The following is a 15738-nucleotide window of genomic DNA, read 5'->3' as shown; positions in this document are numbered from 1 at the left end:
GCACCGCCGCTCAGCCCTGTCCTTCGCTCAACGCCGCCTCGATCGTGTCGTGGACACTGAAGACGGCGTCCGCTCCCGTGATCTCGAAGACGCGCGCGACCACCGGCTGCATGCCGACGAGCGCGACGCCGCCACCGGCGGCCTCCGCCTTCAGCCGCGCGCCGAGGAGCACGTTGAGCCCCGTGGAGTCGCAGAACTCCAGGCGCGCGCAGTCGATGACCAAGCGCTTGAATCCCTTGGCGAGGCAGTCCTCGAGTGGCTCACGCAACAGATCGGCGGTGTGGTGATCCAACTCACCCGCCGGGGTCACGACGGCACTAGAGCCCTCTTCCCGCACCTCGACCAGAAGCCGGCCAGACTGTGCGCTGCCGACCGTCCCGCGGTCCATGCCGTCTCTCTCTCCCGACGTCGTGGCTGGTTGCTGACGCCCTCGCACACTACGCCCTCCCGCCGCGCTTCGACACCCGAACAACTACACACAAACGGACATATGCCCACAGAACGCACTTGCGGTGGGCTCAGGAAAGCGGGTAGGCCTAGTAGGGACACGTACCCGACACGGCCGGCTTTGGAGGCGCCGCACACCGCAGTGCACGTACTGGCTCCGGCAGCCATATGCCGAGAACGATGGAGGACATCATGTCACCCCGGCTCGACGGATCGCGTACCCAGAAAGCGACGTCGACACCCCCTCCGGAACATCTGGATCCCATCGAGCAGGACGAGATGCTCGTCACACAGGACGACCTTCTCGCCGGACTTCCGGACATCCCCCCGTTCGAGGACGTCGACGCGGTCGACGCGCGGGCCCTGTCCAAGACCCTCTTCGAGCGCCTCGAGTCGCTGGAGGAAGGGACCCACGAGTACTCGTACGTCCGCAACACGCTCGTCGAACTGAACCTCGCGCTGGTCAAGTTCGCCGCGTCCCGGTTCCGCTCCCGCAGCGAGCCGATGGAGGACATCATCCAGGTCGGCACGGTCGGCCTGATCAAGGCCATCGACCGCTTCGAGCTGTCGCGCGGTGTCGAGTTCCCCACCTTCGCGATGCCGACCATCATCGGCGAGATCAAGCGCTTCTTCCGCGACACCTCGTGGTCCGTGCGCGTTCCGCGGCGGCTTCAGGAGCTGCGGCTCGACCTGGCCAAGGCCGGTGACGAGCTGGCCCAGAAGCTGGACCGCGCCCCGACGGTGGCCGAACTGGCCGAGCGCCTCGGCATCTCCAACGACGAGGTCGTCGAGGGCATGGCGGCGTCGAACGCCTACACCGCCTCCTCGCTGGACGCCCAGCCGGAGGAGGACGACTCCGAGGGCGCGCTCGCGGACCGGATCGGCTACGAGGACCACGGGCTCGAAGGCATCGAGTACGTCGAGTCGTTGAAGCCGCTGATCGCCGAACTCCCGGCGCGCGACCGCAAGATCCTGTCGCTGCGGTTCGTGGCCGGCATGACCCAGTCGGAGATCGGCGAGGAGCTGGGCATCTCCCAAATGCACGTCTCGCGGCTGCTGTCGCGGACGCTGGTACGGCTGCGCAAGGGGCTGACCGTCGAGGAGTGATCCTCGACCCTGGTGTACGTGTCCCCCGGGGGCGGGCCGCAAGGTCCGCCCCCGGGCGCGTGCCACGGGTCGCCGGCGGCGGCCCTACACGCGCACTCCGCGTCGCCACACCCCGCTGACCAGCGGGACGCCGGGGCGGTAGGCCAGGTGGACGTGGCTCGGGGCGTCGAGCAGCGTCAGGTCGGCGTACGCGCCCGGCGTGAGGCGGCCGACGTCGGTGCGGCGCAGGGCCGCCGCGCCCCCCGCCGTCGCCGACCAGACGGCCTCGTCCGGGGTCATGCCCATGTCCCGTACGGCGAGGGCGACGCAGAACGGGACGGACGAGGTGAACGACGACCCGGGGTTGCAGTCGGTGGACAGGGCGACCGTCACGCCCGCGTCCAGCAGCCTGCGGGCGTCCGGCCACGCGGCACGCGTGGAGAACTCGGCGCCGGGCAGCAGGGTCGCCACCGTGCGGCTGTTCGCCAGGGCGTCCACGTCCGCGTCGGTCAGGTGGGTGCAGTGGTCGGCGCTGGCCGCGTCGAGTTCGACCGCGAGCTGCACGCCGGGGCCGTAGGAGAGCTGGTTGGCGTGGATGCGGGGGTGCAGGCCCTTGGCCTTGCCCGCCGTGAGGACGGCCCGGGCCTGGTCCCCGTCGAAGGCTCCCTTCTCGCAGAAGACGTCGATCCAACGGGCGTGCGGGGCGCAGGCGTCGAGCATCTCGCCGGTGACCAGGGCGACGTATCCGGCCGGGTCGTCCGCGTAGTCCGGGGAGACGACGTGGGCGCCCAGGTAGGTGACCTCGTCGGTGTGGGCGGCCGCCAGGCGCAGGGCCCGGGCCTCGTCCTCGACGGTCAGTCCGTAGCCGGACTTCGTCTCGAACGTGGTGGTGCCCTGCCGGAGCGCCTCGGCGAGGTAGCGGGTGAGGTTGCGCTCCAGTTCCTCGTCGCTCGCCGCCCGGGTGGCCGCGACCGTGGTGCGGATGCCGCCGGCGCTGTACGGGCGGCCCGACATGCGGGCGTTGAACTCCTGCGTGCGGTCGCCCGCGAAGACGAGGTGGGAGTGGGAGTCGACGAAGCCGGGCAGGACAGCCCGGCCGCCGGCGTCGACCCGGTTGTCAGTGGCGGGTGCTTTCCTGTGCTCACCGGTCCACGCGATGCGGTCGCCTTCGATGACGACGGCCGCGTCCTGGATCAGTCCGAGGGGGGAACCGTCACCGAGGGAGGGGTCGTTGGTGACCAGGGCGGCGATGTTGGTGATGAGCGTGCTTGCGGTGCTCGCGGAGTGGGCGGGGCTGACGGTCGTCGCGTTGCTCATGGCGTCCTTGCTGGCCTGGGCGGCGGTGGGCAGGGGGTCGGGGGCAGACCGCCCGCGGGGGCGGTCCGGGGTCATCCGCGCAGGTCTGCGACGGCGTCCGCGAGGGCGCGCGGCACGTCCGGGACGAGCGTGTGCACCCCGTCCCGTACGACGTGCCGGCCTGCCACGACCGTATGCGACACGTCCGCTGCCGACGCGGCGAATACGGCCGTCTCGGCCCCGAGTCGCGGGAGCGGCCCTGCCGTCCTGACCGAGTCGAGGCGGATGGTCGTGAAGTCGGCGAGCGCACCCGGTTCCAGGGTGCCCGCGTCCTGCCAGCCGAGGGCGGCGTGACCATCGGCGGAGGCGGCCCGCAGCAGGGCCGCGGCCGTCCAGTGGCCGCGGGTGCGGGAGCGCAGCCGCTCGTTCAGCTCCATGGCCCGTGCCTCTTCGAGCAGGTCGATCACGGCGTGGCTGTCGGAGCCCAGCGACAGCGGGGAGCCCGCCCGTTGCAGGGCGACGGCGGGGCCGATGCCGTCGGCCAGGTCCCGCTCGGTGGTGGGGCACATGCAGGTGCCGGTGCCGGAGCCGCCGAGCAGGGCGACGTCCTCGTCGGTGAGGTGGGTGTTGTGGACGCCGGTGGTGTGCGGCCCGAGCACCCCGTGGTCGGCGAGGAGCCGGGTGGGGGTGCGGCCGTGGGCCTCGCGGCAGGCGTCGTTCTCGGCGGTCTGCTCGGAGAGGTGGACGTGCAGCGGGGCCCGGCGCTCCCCGGCCCAGCGGGCCACGGTCGCCAGTTGGTCGGCGGGCACGGCCCGTACGGAGTGGATCGCCGCTCCGATGCGGGCGTGGGGACGGTCCTTCAGGGCGGCGCAGCGTTCGGCCCAGGCGTCGGCGGTACCGTCGGAGAAGCGCAGCTGGGGGGTGGTGGGCGGGTGCCCGAAGCCGGAGGAGAGGTAGGCGGTGTCGAGGAGGGTGATGCGGATGCCGGCGTCGGCGGCGGCCGCGATCAGGGCCTCGCCCATGGCGTTCGGGTCGGCGTAGGGGGTGCCGCCGGGGGCGTGGTGGACGTAGTGGAACTCGCCGACGGCCGTGATGCCGGCCAGGGCCATCTCGGCGTACACGGCGCGGGCCAGGGCGTGGTAGCTGTCCGGGGTGAGCCGGGCGGCCGTGGCGTACATGACCTCGCGCCAGGTCCAGAACGTGCCGGAGCCGACCTGGACGGTGCCGCGCAGGGCCCGGTGGAAGGCGTGGCTGTGGGCGTTGGCGAGGCCGGGCAGGGTCAGGCCGCGCAGGACCTCGGCGCCGGGGGGCGGGGCGGGGGTGTCCGGGCGGACGGCGCTGACGCGTCCGCCGTCCACGTCGAGGGCCACGCCCGGCTCGACGGCCGAGCCGAGCCAGGCGTGCTCCAGCCAGTACGTCCGTGTCACGTGCGGGCCAGTCCTTCCAGTACGTCGGCGAGGGCGAGCACACCGGCGACGCAGTCGTCCTCGGCGGCGGACTCGGCCGGGGAGTGGGAGACGCCGGTGGGGTTGCGCACGAACAGCATGGCGGTCGGGATGCTCCCGGACAGGATTCCGGCGTCGTGTCCGGCTCCGGTGCCGAGGACGGGGACCGTCAGCGCGGTGTCCTTGCCGAGGATGCGGCCGAGTTCGTCGCGCAGGGCGTGGTCGAACTCGACGACGGGGGTGAAGGACTCGCGGACCACGGCGAGGTCGACACCGTGGGCGGCGGCGTACTCGGCGGCGGCCTTCTCGATGCCGGCGACGACGGTGTCCAGCCTGTCCTGGTCCTCGGCGCGGGAGTCGAGCCAGCCGCGCACGAGGGAGGGGATGGCGTTGACGCCGTTGGGCTCCACGGCGATCTTGCCGAACGTGGCGACGGCCGAGGCGAGTTCGGCCTCGCGGCGGGCGGCGAGGACGGTCTCGGCGTAGGGCAGCATGGGGTCGCGGCGGTCGGCGAGCCGGGTGGTGCCGGCGTGGTTGGCCTCGCCGGCGAAGTCGAACCGCCAGCGGCCGTGCGGCCAGATGGCGCTGGCGATGCCGACCCGGTCGCCGGACAGGTCCAGGGCCCGGCCCTGCTCGACGTGCAGTTCGACGAAGGCGCCGATGCGGGCGAGCCGCTCGGGGTCGGGCCCGATCGCCTCCGGGTCGTGGCCGGCGGCCTCCATGGCCCGGGGCAGGGTGGTGCCGTCCCCGTCGGTCAGCCGGTGGGCGTCGTCGACGGTGAGCTGCCCCGCGGTCAGCCGGGAGCCGACGCAGGCGAGCCCGAACCGGGCACCCTCCTCGTCGCCGAAGTTGACGATCCCGAGGGGCTTGGCGAGCTCCGCCCCCCTGGCGCGCAGTTCGTCGAGCGCCGCGAAGGAGGAGACGACGCCGAGGGGCCCGTCGAAGGCGCCCCCGTCGGGGACGGAGTCGAGGTGGGAGCCGGTGACGACGGCGTCGCCCCGGGCCGGGTCGCCCAGCCACGCCCACTGGTTGCCGTTGCGGTCGGTCTCGTAGGCGAGGCCGCGGGACTCGGCCTGCTCCTTGAACCAGGCCCGGCAGTCGAGGTCGGCACCGGTCCAGGCGAAGCGGCGGTAGCCGCCGGAGGCGGAGCTGCGGCCGATCGGCAGCAGCTCCGCCCACATGCTGTGGAAGGTCACGCCCGGTCACCCTCGCGCATCGGGACCCGCACCCCGCGCTCGCCGGCCACGGACTCGGCGATGTCGTAGCCCGCGTCGACGTGCCGGATGACGCCCATGCCGGGGTCGTTGGTGAGGACGCGGCGGATCTTCTCGCCGGCCAGGGCGGTGCCGTCGGCGACGGTCACCTGTCCCGCGTGGATCGACCGCCCCATCCCGACGCCGCCGCCGTGGTGGAGGGACACCCAGGACGCGCCGGAGGCCACGTTCACCATGGCGTTGAGCAGCGGCCAGTCGGCGATCGCGTCGGAGCCGTCGAGCATGGCCTCGGTCTCCCGGTAGGGGGAGGCGACGGAGCCGCAGTCGAGGTGGTCGCGTCCGATGACGACCGGTGCGGCCAGCTCCCCGCTCGCGACCATGTCGTTGAACCGCTCGCCGGCCTTGTCCCGCTCGCCGTAGCCGAGCCAGCAGATGCGCGCGGGCAGGCCCTGGAAGTGGACGCGCTCCCCGGCCATCTTGATCCAGCGGGCCAGGGACTCGTTCTCCGGGAAGAGGTCGAGGATCGCCTTGTCGGTCTTGGCGATGTCGGACGCCTCGCCGGACAGGGCGGCCCAGCGGAAGGGGCCCTTGCCCTCGCAGAACAGGGGGCGGATGTAGGCGGGGACGAAGCCGGGGAAGGCGAACGCCCGGTCGTACCCGGCGAGCTGGGCCTCGCCGCGGATGGAGTTGCCGTAGTCGAAGACCTCGGCGCCGGCGTCCATGAACCCGACCATGGCCTCGACGTGCCGGGCCATGGACTCGCGGGCGCGGGTGGTGAAGCCGGCCGGGTCCTTGGCGGCCGCGTCGGCCATGTCGTCGAAGTCCACGCCGACCGGCAGGTAGGCCAGCGGGTCGTGGGCCGAGGTCTGGTCGGTGACGATGTCGATGGGCGCGCCCATGGCGAGGAGCTGCGGCACCAGTTCGGCCGCGTTGCCGAGGACGCCGATGGACAGGGGGCGGCGGGCGTCGCGGGCCTCGGTCGCCAGGGCGAGCGCGTGGTCCAGGCTGTCGGCCTTCACGTCCAGGTAGCGGTGCTCGATGCGCCGGTCGATGGCGCGCGGGTCGCAGTCGACGCAGATCGCGACACCGTCGTTCATCGTCACGGCGAGCGGCTGCGCGCCGCCCATGCCGCCGAGTCCGGCGGTGAGGGTGATGGTGCCGGCGAGGGTCCCGCCGAACTTCTTCGCGGCGACGGCGGCGAACGTCTCGTAGGTGCCCTGGAGGATGCCCTGGGTGCCGATGTAGATCCAGGAACCGGCGGTCATCTGGCCGTACATGGTCAGGCCGAGCTGTTCCAGGCGGCGGAACTCCTCCCAGTTGGCCCAGTCGCCGACCAGGTTGGAGTTGGCGATGAGGACGCGCGGGGCCCACTCGTGGGTCTGCATCACGCCGACCGGGCGGCCCGACTGCACCAGCATGGTCTCGTCCTGCTTCAGGCCCTTGAGCGTGCGGACCATGGCGTCGAAGGAGCGCCAGTCGCGGGCGGCCTTGCCGGTGCCGCCGTAGACGACGAGCTTGTCGGGGTGCTCGGCGACCTCGGGGTCGAGGTTGTTCTGCAGCATCCGCAGGGCGGCCTCCTGCTGCCATCCCAGGGCGCTCGGTTCCGTTCCGCGCGGTGCTCGGACGGGTCGGGGTCCTGACATGGTCTGCCTCCTGATGGGTGCTCCCGCGGGATGTTGCTGCTTCTATTCACATCCTGGCGTCATGAATAGGGCTAGTCAACACCCCCGGGGGCCGACGCCGCCGTGCCGGGGATGTTTGGCTGGAGGGCATGCGCGCACACATCGGAACGGAAGAAACGGACGGATCCGCGGCCGGGCGGGCGGCCCGGCGTGACGAGGCGGTACGGGCCGCCGTGGAGCAGGGGCTGATCGGGCCGGACAGCCCCGTCGTCGCCCTGCTGGACGTCACCGGCATCAAGGAGTCGGCGGCCGCGCTGCGGGCCGCGTTCGAGGCGGTGACCGCCCCCGGCACTCCGGTGCTGCACGCCTTCGCGGTCAAGGCGACCCCGCTGGTGCCGGTGCTGCGGCTGCTGCGCGAGGAGGGCATCGGCGCCGAGGTCGCGAGCCCGGGTGAGCTGGCGCTGGCCCGGGCCGCCGGGATGCCGGCGCGGATGACGGTGCTCGACTCGCCCGCGAAGACACCGGCCGAACTGCGCGAGGCGCTGGACCTGGGCATCGCGGTCAATGCGGACAACCCGCAGGAGCTGACCCGGCTGGACGCCCTCATGCGGTCGGGGTCCAGTCGCTCCCCCCTCGGGATCCGGGTGAACCCGCAGCTCGGCGGGGGCTCCATCGAGGCGCTGTCGACGGCGACCGCGACCAGCAAGTTCGGCGTGGCGCTGCGCGACGAGGGAGCGCGGGAGTGGGTGGTCCGGGCGTACCTGGACCGGCCGTGGCTGACCCGGCTGCACGCGCACACCGGCTCCCAGGGCATCCCGCTGTCCCTGATGGTGCGGGGCGCGGCGCAGACGTACGCGCTGGCCGAGGAGATCAACCGGCGGGCGGGGCGGCGGCAGGTCGACACGCTCGACATCGGCGGCGGGCTGCCGGTGAACTTCGCCTCGGAGGCCGCCACGCCGACGTACGCGCAGTACGCGCGGATGCTGGCCGAGGATGTGCCGGGGCTGTTCGACGGGCGGTACGGGCTGGTCACCGAGTTCGGGCGGTCGCTGCTCGCCAAGCACGGCACGGTGGTGGCGCGCGTGGAGTACGCCAAGAACTCGGGCGGACGGGCGGTCGCGGTCACGCACGCCGGGGTGCAGGTCGCCGCGCGGACGGTGTACGCGCCGCAGAGCTGGCCGCTGCGGATCGCCGCCTACGACGCGAAAGGGCGGCCGAAGGACGGGCCCGACGTGGTGCAGGACGTCGCCGGCCCGGCCTGCTTCGCCGGGGACCTGCTGGCGGAGGGCCGTTCCATGCCGCTGCTGGAGCAGGGGGACCACGCGGCGGCGCTGGACACCGGGGCGTACTACTTCGCGCACCACTACGCGTACAACTCGCTGGTGCGGCCGGCGGTGTACGGGTTCTGGCCGGGAGGCCGGTTCGCGGTGGTGCGCGAGGCGCAGACCGTCCGTGAGGTGGTCGCGGAGTCCGGCGGCGCCCACGCCGACGCCCTGACCTGAGCGCCGGTGGGGGCGGGTGCGGAGCGGGTCGCCCCCGCACCCGCCCCGGGCTCAGACGAGCGCCGGGGACTTGCGGCGGGCACCACCCGGGGCCGCGTCGCCCGCGGCGATGCCCGTACTGCGGTAGGCCCTGATCCGCCGGCCGGCCGGGTGGGCCGCGCCCGAGCGCAGCCAGTCCACGCGGACCCACAGCAGCGCCTCGCCGCTCTGCTCCCGGCGGCCGAGCCACGCGGCCTTCAGCCACAGGCCCGCTCCGCAGCCGGCCAGCAGCAGGCCGCCCGCGGCCGGCACGGCGAAGGCCGAGCCGACGGCCGCCGCGAAGGCGAGCAGGAGCCACCAGCGGTGCAGGCGGCGCCAGTTGCGGGTCGTCACCGCCCGGTCCTGGAGTACGTCGTTGCGCCCGGCGCGGGACGCGGAAGCGGCCAGGTCGGCATACCGCCGGCGCCGGGCGCAGGCGACGACCGCCGCCGCCAGGACGAACAGCGCCGCCCCGGCCAGGAGGCCGATACGGCGCCCGGTCAGCCCCGGCACCAGCGCTCCCACACCCGCGGCGCACACACCCGACCACCACAGCGGGGCGGCCCCCGCCCGCACGACGACGGCCACCCGGGCCAGTCCCTGTCCTCCACGTGTCACGTCCAGCCTCCGTCCGGTACCCGAAGTGTCTGAAAGGGGTTGCGGCGCAGGCAGGTTAGCGGCGGAGCATGAGACGAGTCTGAGAATCCGGACGGGGCGTCCTTCAGTCGACGAACAGGCCCCGGGCGGCGGCCTTGGCGTCGAACTCCTCCAGCCGCGACTGGGCGTCGGGCAGGTCGTCGCACATGGCCTCCAGCAGCACCCGCCCCAGCAGCATGGGCGCGCAGGCCGTGTCGAAGGCGAGGCCGGTGCCCACGGCGGCGGGCAGCAGCAGATCGGACGCCTTGGCGACCGGGGCGAAGGCGGAGTCGGCGACGGTGACGACGGTCAGCCCGGCCTGCTCCTTGGCGTAGGCGAGGGTGTCGAGGACCTCGCGGGGGTGCCGGGGCAGGGCGAAGCACAGCAGCGCGCTCGCCCCGGCCCGCACGGCGGCGTCGATGCGGTCGTGGAGCATCGTGCCGCCCTCGCCGAGCAGCCGCACGTCGGGGTGGACCTTGGCGGCGAAGTAGGCGAAGCCCTGCGCCTGGGCGGCCGCCGCCCGCAGGCCGAGGACGGGCAGCGGCCGGGAGGCCGCGAGCAGCCGGCCCGCGCGCCGCACGGGGGCGGGGTCGGCCAGCGCCTCCGCCAGGTGCCGCAGGTTCTCGATCTCCGCCTCGACGGCCTGCTGGTACTCGTTGCGGTCCCCGGGCTGTGCCGCGCTCTCGGCGGGGGCGACCTCCCGCAGGTGGCGGCGCAGGGCCGGGTAGCCGTCGAAGCCGAGGGCGACGGCGAAGCGGGTCACGGACGGCTGGCTGACCCCCGCCAGCTCGGCGAGCTCCACGCTGGACAGGAACGGCACGTCCGCGGCGCGGCGCACCATGCTGTGCGCGATGCGCCGCTGGGTCGGCGTCAGCCGGTGGCCCTCGAAGAGTGCCTGCAGCCGCGCGGCAGGGCTGTCGGTCACGCTCATGACGTGCTCCCCCTCGCCTATTCAGTAGCTGAGGATTCTGCATGAGCATATGCAGAGCGGCAAGCGGGACCGCCCCGGCCGCCCCCGCCCCGGCCCGCCCCCGGTGGGAGACGGGGGCTAACCCCAGTGCGGCGCGGGCCGCCCCTTCCTACCGTGGGGGCATGAGCGGAATGGACGCGCGCGACGCCGACCTGAAGAAGGAACTCGACGCCACCCTGCACGCCCGCAGGGACCTGGGCGAGGAGTACGAGTCGGCGCTGGTCGACTCGTTCCTGGAGAAGGTCGACCAGCGGATCGACGGCGCGGTGGAGCGCCGGGTGCGCCGGCATCTGGCCGAGCAGCAGATGCAGACGGCGCGTGACTCCCGCACACCGCGGGCCACCGACTCCTGGGGGGAGCGTTTCGGCTTCGGGATCGTCTCCCTGGTGCTGGCGGTGCCGCTGTCCGCGATCGGCGGGGGCATCGCGCAGACGCCCGGTCTGCTCATCGCCTGGGCGGGCATCGTCGGCGTCAACGTGGCCCAGGCCGTCCGCACGAACCCGGGCCTGTTCGGCGCCCGCCGCGCGTCCGGCCGGGACGACGACTGGTCGGACTGACCACCGATCGAACCGCGTAGCGGTCAGACCTGTCGGGTCGGCAGGGCCACGATCTGCCGCAGGTTGACCCGGCGCGGCCGGCTCGCCGCGTAGGCCACGAGGTCGGCCAGCTCCTCGGCGGACAGCGCGCCCACCTCGTCCAGCATGCCCTCCACCTGCCGGGACAGCTCCGCGTCGGCGATGTGCGTGCGCAGCTCGCTCTCCACGAACCCCGGCTCGATGTTGGTGACCCGCACGTCCCGCGGCCCGAACTCCCCGCGCAGGGTCTGGGACAGGTAGGTGACGGCCGCCTTGGTCGCGCCGTACACGGCGTAGTTCGGGAAGCCGACGTGCGCGGCGATGGACGAGATGTTCACGATGTCGGCGGTGCGGCCGTCGGCGGCGGCGCCCACCAGGTCGGCGGTGAAGGCGCCGATGACGCGCAGCACCCCGGTGACGTTGGTGTCGAGCATCCGCTGCCACTCGTCGGTGCGGCGGGCGTCGACGGGGTGCGGCAGCATGACGCCCGCGGCGTTCACGACCAGGTCGGCGCGCCCGTACTCGCCGTGGATCCGCTCGACGGCGTCCGTCACGGACGTCTCGTCGGTGACGTCGGCGGCGACGGCGAGGGCCTGCCCGCCGTCGGCCCGGATCTTCCCGGCGAGCGCCGCGAGCCGGTCCTCGCGCCGGGCCAGCAGCGCCACCCGGGCGCCCTGCGCGGCCAGCAGTACCGCGACGGCCTCGCCGATGCCGCTGGCGGCTCCGGTGACGACAGCGGTGCGGCCGGCCAGGTTCTCGTACGACATGGGGTGCTCCCTCGACGGTGGCCGGGGCTTCTCCCCGGGCTCGTCCACCACGGTCGGCCCGGCCGGGGACCGTACCCAGGGCTGTGCTTTTCCTGGGTCCGGCAGTACCAGGTTCGCGAGGCCCTTTCCGCCTAGGCTCGGACCCATGGACGGAGAGCTGATGGACGGCGAGTTGGGCGACTTCCTGCGTTCGCGCCGGGCCCGGATCCGGCCGGAGGAGGTGGGGCTGCCCTCGTACGGCCGCCGCCGCGTCCCGGGGTTGCGCCGTGAGGAGGTGGCGCAGCTGGCGGGGGTGAGCGTCGACTACTACGTCCGCCTGGAGCAGGGCCGGGGCCCCGGGGGCCCCGCGCGGACCAAATCCGGCGGGGTCTCGGACGCCGTGCTGGACGCCGTCGCGCGGGTGCTGCGGCTGGACGCCGCCGAGCACGAGTACCTGCGGGCGGTCGCCCGGCCGCACCGCCGGGACGGCGTGCGGGCCGCGGGCGCCTCCCGGGACACCGCGTCGCGGGTGCGCCCGGGCGTGCAGCTTCTCCTGGACGGCATGGACCGCAATCCGGCCTACGTCGTGGACCACCGCATGGAGGTCCTCGCCTGGAACGCCCTCGCCGACGCCCTGCTCGGCTTCGGCGGCGCGGACGACCTCAGCCTGCCGCGCCGGCTGTTCCTGGACCCCGCTTCCCGCGACCTCTACCCGGACCGGGACGAGGTGACCGCGCAGATGGTCGCGCACCTGCGGCTGCAGGCGGGCCACCACCCCGGCGACCGGGCCACGGGGGAACTCGTCGCCGAACTGTCCGAGGCCAGCGCGGAGTTCCGCCGGCTGTGGGCGGACCATCTGGTCAAACCCTGCGACCACGGCGTGAAGCTGCTGCGCCACCCGGTCGCGGGCCTGCTGAGCCTCCCCTACGAGACCCTGACCGTCCCGGGGGACCCGGACCGGACGATCGTGTCCTACGTGCCCGAGCCGGGCTCGGACGCCCAGGAGCGCCTGGCGCTGCTGGGGAGCTGGGCGACGACCCGCACGGGCTGATCCGGCGGGCCCGTGCGGCGGCCCGGGAGGGAGCGCGAGGGCGCGGGAGGAAGGTGCGCGGGGACCGCCGCACCCCCGTGACCGGGGGGCGGGACGACGGCGGTCCCCGCGAGGACGCCGGGCGCGGTCGGGCCGCGCCCGGCGTCCGTGGCGTCCGTGGAGGTCCGGGAGCCGCTCCGGAGGTCCTGCGACGCCGCTCGGCGCCGGCCGGGGCGGGGTGCTCCCCGAGCGCTCAGCGCCTGGGAGGTTTCCCCGTCGCCCTTGCCGACACCTCCACTGTGCAGGGCCCGTGTTAAGCGGGTGCTGCGCGGACGTGACACCCGCGTACCACTTGCGCGAAAGTCCGCGACGTGCGCGTTCGTCCGCAACTTCCCGCGGTGCGCGGCTGGTTCAGCTCCGGTCGGCCGTCACTTGCCGGCCTTGGCGAGGAAGGAGAGCAGGTCCTGCCGGCTGACCACACCGGTCGGCTTGCCCTCGACGAGGACGATCGCGGCGTCGGCCTTGCCGAGCACGGCCATCAGGTCGGCGACCGGCTCACCGGAGCCCACCTGGGGCAGCGGGCCGGACATGTGCTTCTCCAGCGGGTCGTCGAGGGAGGCGCTCTTGCTGAACAGCGCGTCCAGCAGCTCGCGTTCCACGACCGAGCCGACGACCTCGGCGGCCATCACGTCGGGGTGGCCGGCGCCCGGCTTGACGACCGGCATCTGCGAGACGCCGTACTCGCGCAGCACCTCGATGGCCTGGCCGACGGTCTCCTCCGGGTGCATGTGGACCAGGGAGGGCATGTGGTCGCCCTCCTTGTCGTCCAGCACGTCGGCGACGCGGGCGCTGGGGCCGGAGTCCTCCAGGAAGCCGTAGTCGGCCATCCACTCGTCGTTGAAGATCTTGCTGAGGTAGCCGCGGCCGCCGTCCGGCAGCAGGACCACCACGACGTCGTCCTCGCCGAGCCGCGCGGCGACCTCCAGCGCGGCCGCGACCGCCATGCCGCAGGAGCCGCCGACCAGCAGGCCCTCCTCCTTGGCGAGGCGGCGGGTCATCTGGAAGGAGTCCTTGTCGGACACGGCGACGATCTCGTCGGCGACGGTGCGGTCGTAGGCGGTCGGCCAGAAGTCCTCGCCGACGCCCTCGACGAGGTAAGGGCGGCCGGATCCGCCGGAGTAGACGGAGCCCTCCGGGTCGGCGCCGATGACCTTGACCTTGCCGTCGCTGACCTCCTTGAGGTAGCGGCCGGTGCCCGAGATGGTGCCGCCGGTGCCCACGCCCGCCACGAAGTGGGTGATCCGCCCCTCCGTCTGGTCCCACAGCTCGGGGCCCGTGGAGTGGTAGTGGGACAGCGGGTTGTTGGGGTTGGAGTACTGGTCGGGCTTCCAGGCGCCCGGCGTCTCACGGACCAGCCGGTCGGAGACGTTGTAGTACGAGTCCGGGTGCTCGGGGTCGACGGCCGTGGGGCACACGACGACCTCGGCGCCGTAGGCGCGCAGCACGTTGATCTTGTCGGTGCTGACCTTGTCGGGGCACACGAAGATGCACTTGTACCCCTTCTGCTGCGCCACGATGGCGAGGCCGACGCCGGTGTTGCCACTGGTCGGCTCGACGATCGTGCCGCCGGGCTTGAGCGCGCCGCTCTCCTCCGCCGCCTCGATCATGCGCAGGGCGATGCGGTCCTTCACCGAACCGCCGGGGTTGAAGTACTCCACCTTGGCCAGGACGGTCGCCCTGATGCCCTTGGTCACGCTGTTGAGCCTCACCAGCGGGGTGTCGCCTACGAGGCTGATCATCGAGTCGTGGAATCGCACCGTTGTCTCCGGATGCCGCAAAAGAAGTGGTCCTAGTGGTGCCGCCAGCCTAGGCCCTGCGGGCGGATCCCCGCTGTTCGCCCGCGATCGGGCTGCGCACCGGACGGAGGTTCCCCGCCCCGCCCGTGGTCCGTGCCGGTCGTTCACCGCCCGTTGCGATTGGAGCACGGGCTGTACGGGGCAAGCACTGGGTGTACGGGTTCGAGGAGGTGGCGGCGACGCATGTCGAGCATGTCGAGGGCGAGGGTGGCCCGGCGGATCGCGACCGGCGCTGCGTACGGCGGCGGCGGGATCGGTCTGGCCGGTGCGGCCACGGTGGGGCTGGTGCTGGCGGAGGTGCAGTTGGCCCGGCGCCGGGTGGGCAACGGCACGTCACCCCACGTGCCGAACGGGGACGGACTGTACGGGCGCTCGTACACCACCGATCCCCCGTTGCGGCTGACCATGCTGGGGGACTCCACCGCGGCCGGCCAGGGGGTGCACCGGGGCTCGCAGACCCCGGGGGCGCTGATCGCGTCGGGGCTCGCGGCCCTCGCGGAGCGCCCGGTGCTGCTGCGCACGGTGGCGACCCCGGGAGCCCGGTCCGACGACCTGGACCGCCAGGTGGCCCTGGTGCTGGCCGACCCCGGGCCCGTGCCGGACATCTGCGTGATCATGATCGGCGCGAACGACGTCACCCACCGCATGCCCCCGACCCGTTCGGTGCGCCACCTCTCCTCCGCGGTACGCCGGCTGCGCACGGCCGGTGCGGAGGTCGTGGTCGGCACCTGCCCCGACCTGGGCACGATCGAGCCGGTCCGGCAACCGCTGCGCTGGCTGGCCAGACGGGCCTCCCGCCAACTGGCGGCCGCCCAGACGATCGGCGTGGTCGAGCAGGGCGGCCGCACGGTGTCCCTGGGCGATCTGCTGGGTCCCGAGTTCGCGGAGAACCCGCGTGAGCTGTTCGGCCCGGACAGCTACCACCCGTCCGCCGAGGGCTACGCGACGGCGGCGATGGCGGTGCTGCCGACGGTCTGCGCCGCCCTGGGCCTGTGGCCGGCCGAGGAGGAGCGCCCGGACGCCTCCCGCCGCGAGGGGTTCCTGCCGGTGGCGCGGGCGGCCGCGGAGGCCGCCTCGGAGGCGGGCACCGAGGTCGCGGCGGCCATGCCGGCCGGCCCGAGGGGCCCCTGGGCCCTGCTCAAGCGCCGGCGCCGGCGGCGGGTGCCCGAGCAGGAAGCGGCCCCGGCCACCCCGTCGAACTGAGCCAGGTGAAAAAGCAAGCGCTTAGAAAACTGCGGCCAGGGTCACACCGCGACACCCGTGACCCAGCCCATACGTACGGGTAACTTCCCAGT

Annotated in this window: 14 protein-coding genes; 5 read left to right on the top strand and 9 right to left on the bottom strand. The window is 73.6% G+C overall.

The genetic code is table 11. The features are described 5' to 3' along the window. Positions 1 to 10: 10 nt before the first annotated feature. On the bottom strand, positions 11 to 388 hold the full coding sequence (locus ACZ4M5_RS23770; protein ID WP_467739833.1) for an STAS domain-containing protein: 378 nt from the start codon (positions 386 to 388) through the stop codon (positions 11 to 13). 239 nt (positions 389 to 627) lie between these two features. Between ACZ4M5_RS23770 and ACZ4M5_RS23765 the strand changes: the two genes are divergently transcribed. Further along, positions 628 to 1554: an RNA polymerase sigma factor SigF gene (locus tag ACZ4M5_RS23765; RefSeq protein ID WP_467739832.1), complete on the top strand. Its 927-nt coding sequence runs from the start codon at positions 628 to 630 to the stop codon at positions 1552 to 1554. Positions 1555 to 1638: 84 nt separating this feature from the next. Here ACZ4M5_RS23765 and hutI read toward each other — a convergent pair whose 3' ends face one another. From hutI to hutU, 4 genes are read right to left on the bottom strand one after another with little or no spacing between them, the layout of a single operon-like run. Further along, on the bottom strand, positions 1639 to 2925 hold the full coding sequence (gene hutI, locus ACZ4M5_RS23760; protein WP_467739831.1) for an imidazolonepropionase: 1287 nt from the start codon (positions 2923 to 2925) through the stop codon (positions 1639 to 1641). After that, complete coding sequence (locus tag ACZ4M5_RS23755; protein ID WP_467739830.1) at positions 2922 to 4256, bottom strand: formimidoylglutamate deiminase; 1335 nt, start codon at positions 4254 to 4256, stop codon at positions 2922 to 2924. Before ACZ4M5_RS23755 ends, hutI begins: the two co-directional genes overlap by 4 nt. Beyond that, positions 4253 to 5470 carry an allantoate amidohydrolase gene (locus ACZ4M5_RS23750; RefSeq protein ID WP_467739829.1) on the bottom strand — a complete coding sequence of 406 codons (1218 nt, stop codon included), beginning with the start codon at positions 5468 to 5470 and terminating at the stop codon, positions 4253 to 4255. The genes ACZ4M5_RS23755 and ACZ4M5_RS23750 overlap by 4 nt, the downstream gene beginning before the upstream one ends. Next, on the bottom strand, positions 5467 to 7131 hold the full coding sequence (hutU, locus tag ACZ4M5_RS23745; protein ID WP_467739828.1) for a urocanate hydratase: 1665 nt from the start codon (positions 7129 to 7131) through the stop codon (positions 5467 to 5469). The genes ACZ4M5_RS23750 and hutU overlap by 4 nt, the downstream gene beginning before the upstream one ends. A gap of 128 nt (positions 7132 to 7259) precedes the next feature. On the opposite strand from hutU, the gene ACZ4M5_RS23740 reads away from it, so the two are divergent. Continuing rightward, positions 7260 to 8612 carry a type III PLP-dependent enzyme domain-containing protein gene (locus ACZ4M5_RS23740; RefSeq protein WP_467739827.1) on the top strand — a complete coding sequence of 451 codons (1353 nt, stop codon included), beginning with the start codon at positions 7260 to 7262 and terminating at the stop codon, positions 8610 to 8612. A 51-nt stretch (positions 8613 to 8663) separates the two neighbouring features. On the opposite strand, the gene ACZ4M5_RS23735 is transcribed toward ACZ4M5_RS23740, so the two are convergent. Further along, positions 8664 to 9248, bottom strand: coding sequence for a hypothetical protein (locus ACZ4M5_RS23735; protein ID WP_467739826.1), 585 nt, complete (start codon positions 9246 to 9248; stop codon positions 8664 to 8666). Between the two features lie 103 nt (positions 9249 to 9351). After that, positions 9352 to 10197 (bottom strand): MurR/RpiR family transcriptional regulator, encoded by an 846-nt coding sequence (locus ACZ4M5_RS23730; RefSeq protein ID WP_467739825.1) that lies wholly within the window; start codon positions 10195 to 10197, stop codon positions 9352 to 9354. Between the two features lie 170 nt (positions 10198 to 10367). Here ACZ4M5_RS23730 and ACZ4M5_RS23725 point away from each other — a divergent pair, with 170 nt between their 5' ends. After that, the gene (locus tag ACZ4M5_RS23725) at positions 10368 to 10793 is read left to right on the top strand and encodes a hypothetical protein (protein WP_467739883.1); all 426 of its coding nucleotides are present in this window, start codon (positions 10368 to 10370) and stop codon (positions 10791 to 10793) included. Positions 10794 to 10816: 23 nt separating this feature from the next. Here the strand turns inward: ACZ4M5_RS23725 and ACZ4M5_RS23720 are convergent, their stop codons facing one another. After that, complete coding sequence (locus ACZ4M5_RS23720; protein WP_467739824.1) at positions 10817 to 11578, bottom strand: SDR family oxidoreductase; 762 nt, start codon at positions 11576 to 11578, stop codon at positions 10817 to 10819. A gap of 160 nt (positions 11579 to 11738) precedes the next feature. Between ACZ4M5_RS23720 and ACZ4M5_RS23715 the strand changes: the two genes are divergently transcribed. Next, positions 11739 to 12608 (top strand): helix-turn-helix domain-containing protein, encoded by an 870-nt coding sequence (locus ACZ4M5_RS23715; protein ID WP_467739882.1) that lies wholly within the window; start codon positions 11739 to 11741, stop codon positions 12606 to 12608. Between the two features lie 407 nt (positions 12609 to 13015). On the opposite strand, the gene ACZ4M5_RS23710 is transcribed toward ACZ4M5_RS23715, so the two are convergent. Further along, complete coding sequence (locus ACZ4M5_RS23710; RefSeq protein ID WP_467739823.1) at positions 13016 to 14404, bottom strand: cystathionine beta-synthase; 1389 nt, start codon at positions 14402 to 14404, stop codon at positions 13016 to 13018. A 222-nt stretch (positions 14405 to 14626) separates the two neighbouring features. Between ACZ4M5_RS23710 and ACZ4M5_RS23705 the strand changes: the two genes are divergently transcribed. Beyond that, positions 14627 to 15646, top strand: a complete 1020-nt coding sequence (locus ACZ4M5_RS23705) for an SGNH/GDSL hydrolase family protein (RefSeq protein ID WP_467739822.1) — start codon at positions 14627 to 14629, stop codon at positions 15644 to 15646. Positions 15647 to 15738: the final 92 nt, after the last annotated feature.

The sequence above is a fragment of the Streptomyces sp. NPDC026246 genome, from assembly GCF_055567995.1.
Note: the sequence above shows the minus strand (reverse complement) of the source record. Positions and strands in the feature narration are given on the sequence as shown.

Bases quoted from the DNA above. Each gene is read 5' to 3' on its own strand.
- ACZ4M5_RS23770 (WP_467739833.1), bottom strand. From the start codon at position 388: ATGGACCGCGGGACGGTCGGCAGCGCACAGTCTGGCCGGCTTCTGGTC.
- ACZ4M5_RS23765 (WP_467739832.1), top strand. From the start codon at position 628: ATGGAGGACATCATGTCACCCCGGCTCGACGGATCGCGTACCCAGAAA.
- hutI (WP_467739831.1), bottom strand. From the start codon at position 2,925: ATGACCCCGGACCGCCCCCGCGGGCGGTCTGCCCCCGACCCCCTGCCC.
- hutU (WP_467739828.1), bottom strand. From the start codon at position 7,131: ATGTCAGGACCCCGACCCGTCCGAGCACCGCGCGGAACGGAACCGAGC.
- ACZ4M5_RS23740 (WP_467739827.1), top strand. From the start codon at position 7,260: ATGCGCGCACACATCGGAACGGAAGAAACGGACGGATCCGCGGCCGGG.
- ACZ4M5_RS23730 (WP_467739825.1), bottom strand. From the start codon at position 10,197: ATGAGCGTGACCGACAGCCCTGCCGCGCGGCTGCAGGCACTCTTCGAG.
- ACZ4M5_RS23725 (WP_467739883.1), top strand. From the start codon at position 10,368: ATGGACGCGCGCGACGCCGACCTGAAGAAGGAACTCGACGCCACCCTG.
- ACZ4M5_RS23720 (WP_467739824.1), bottom strand. From the start codon at position 11,578: ATGTCGTACGAGAACCTGGCCGGCCGCACCGCTGTCGTCACCGGAGCC.
- ACZ4M5_RS23715 (WP_467739882.1), top strand. From the start codon at position 11,739: ATGGACGGCGAGTTGGGCGACTTCCTGCGTTCGCGCCGGGCCCGGATC.
- ACZ4M5_RS23705 (WP_467739822.1), top strand. From the start codon at position 14,627: ATGTCGAGCATGTCGAGGGCGAGGGTGGCCCGGCGGATCGCGACCGGC.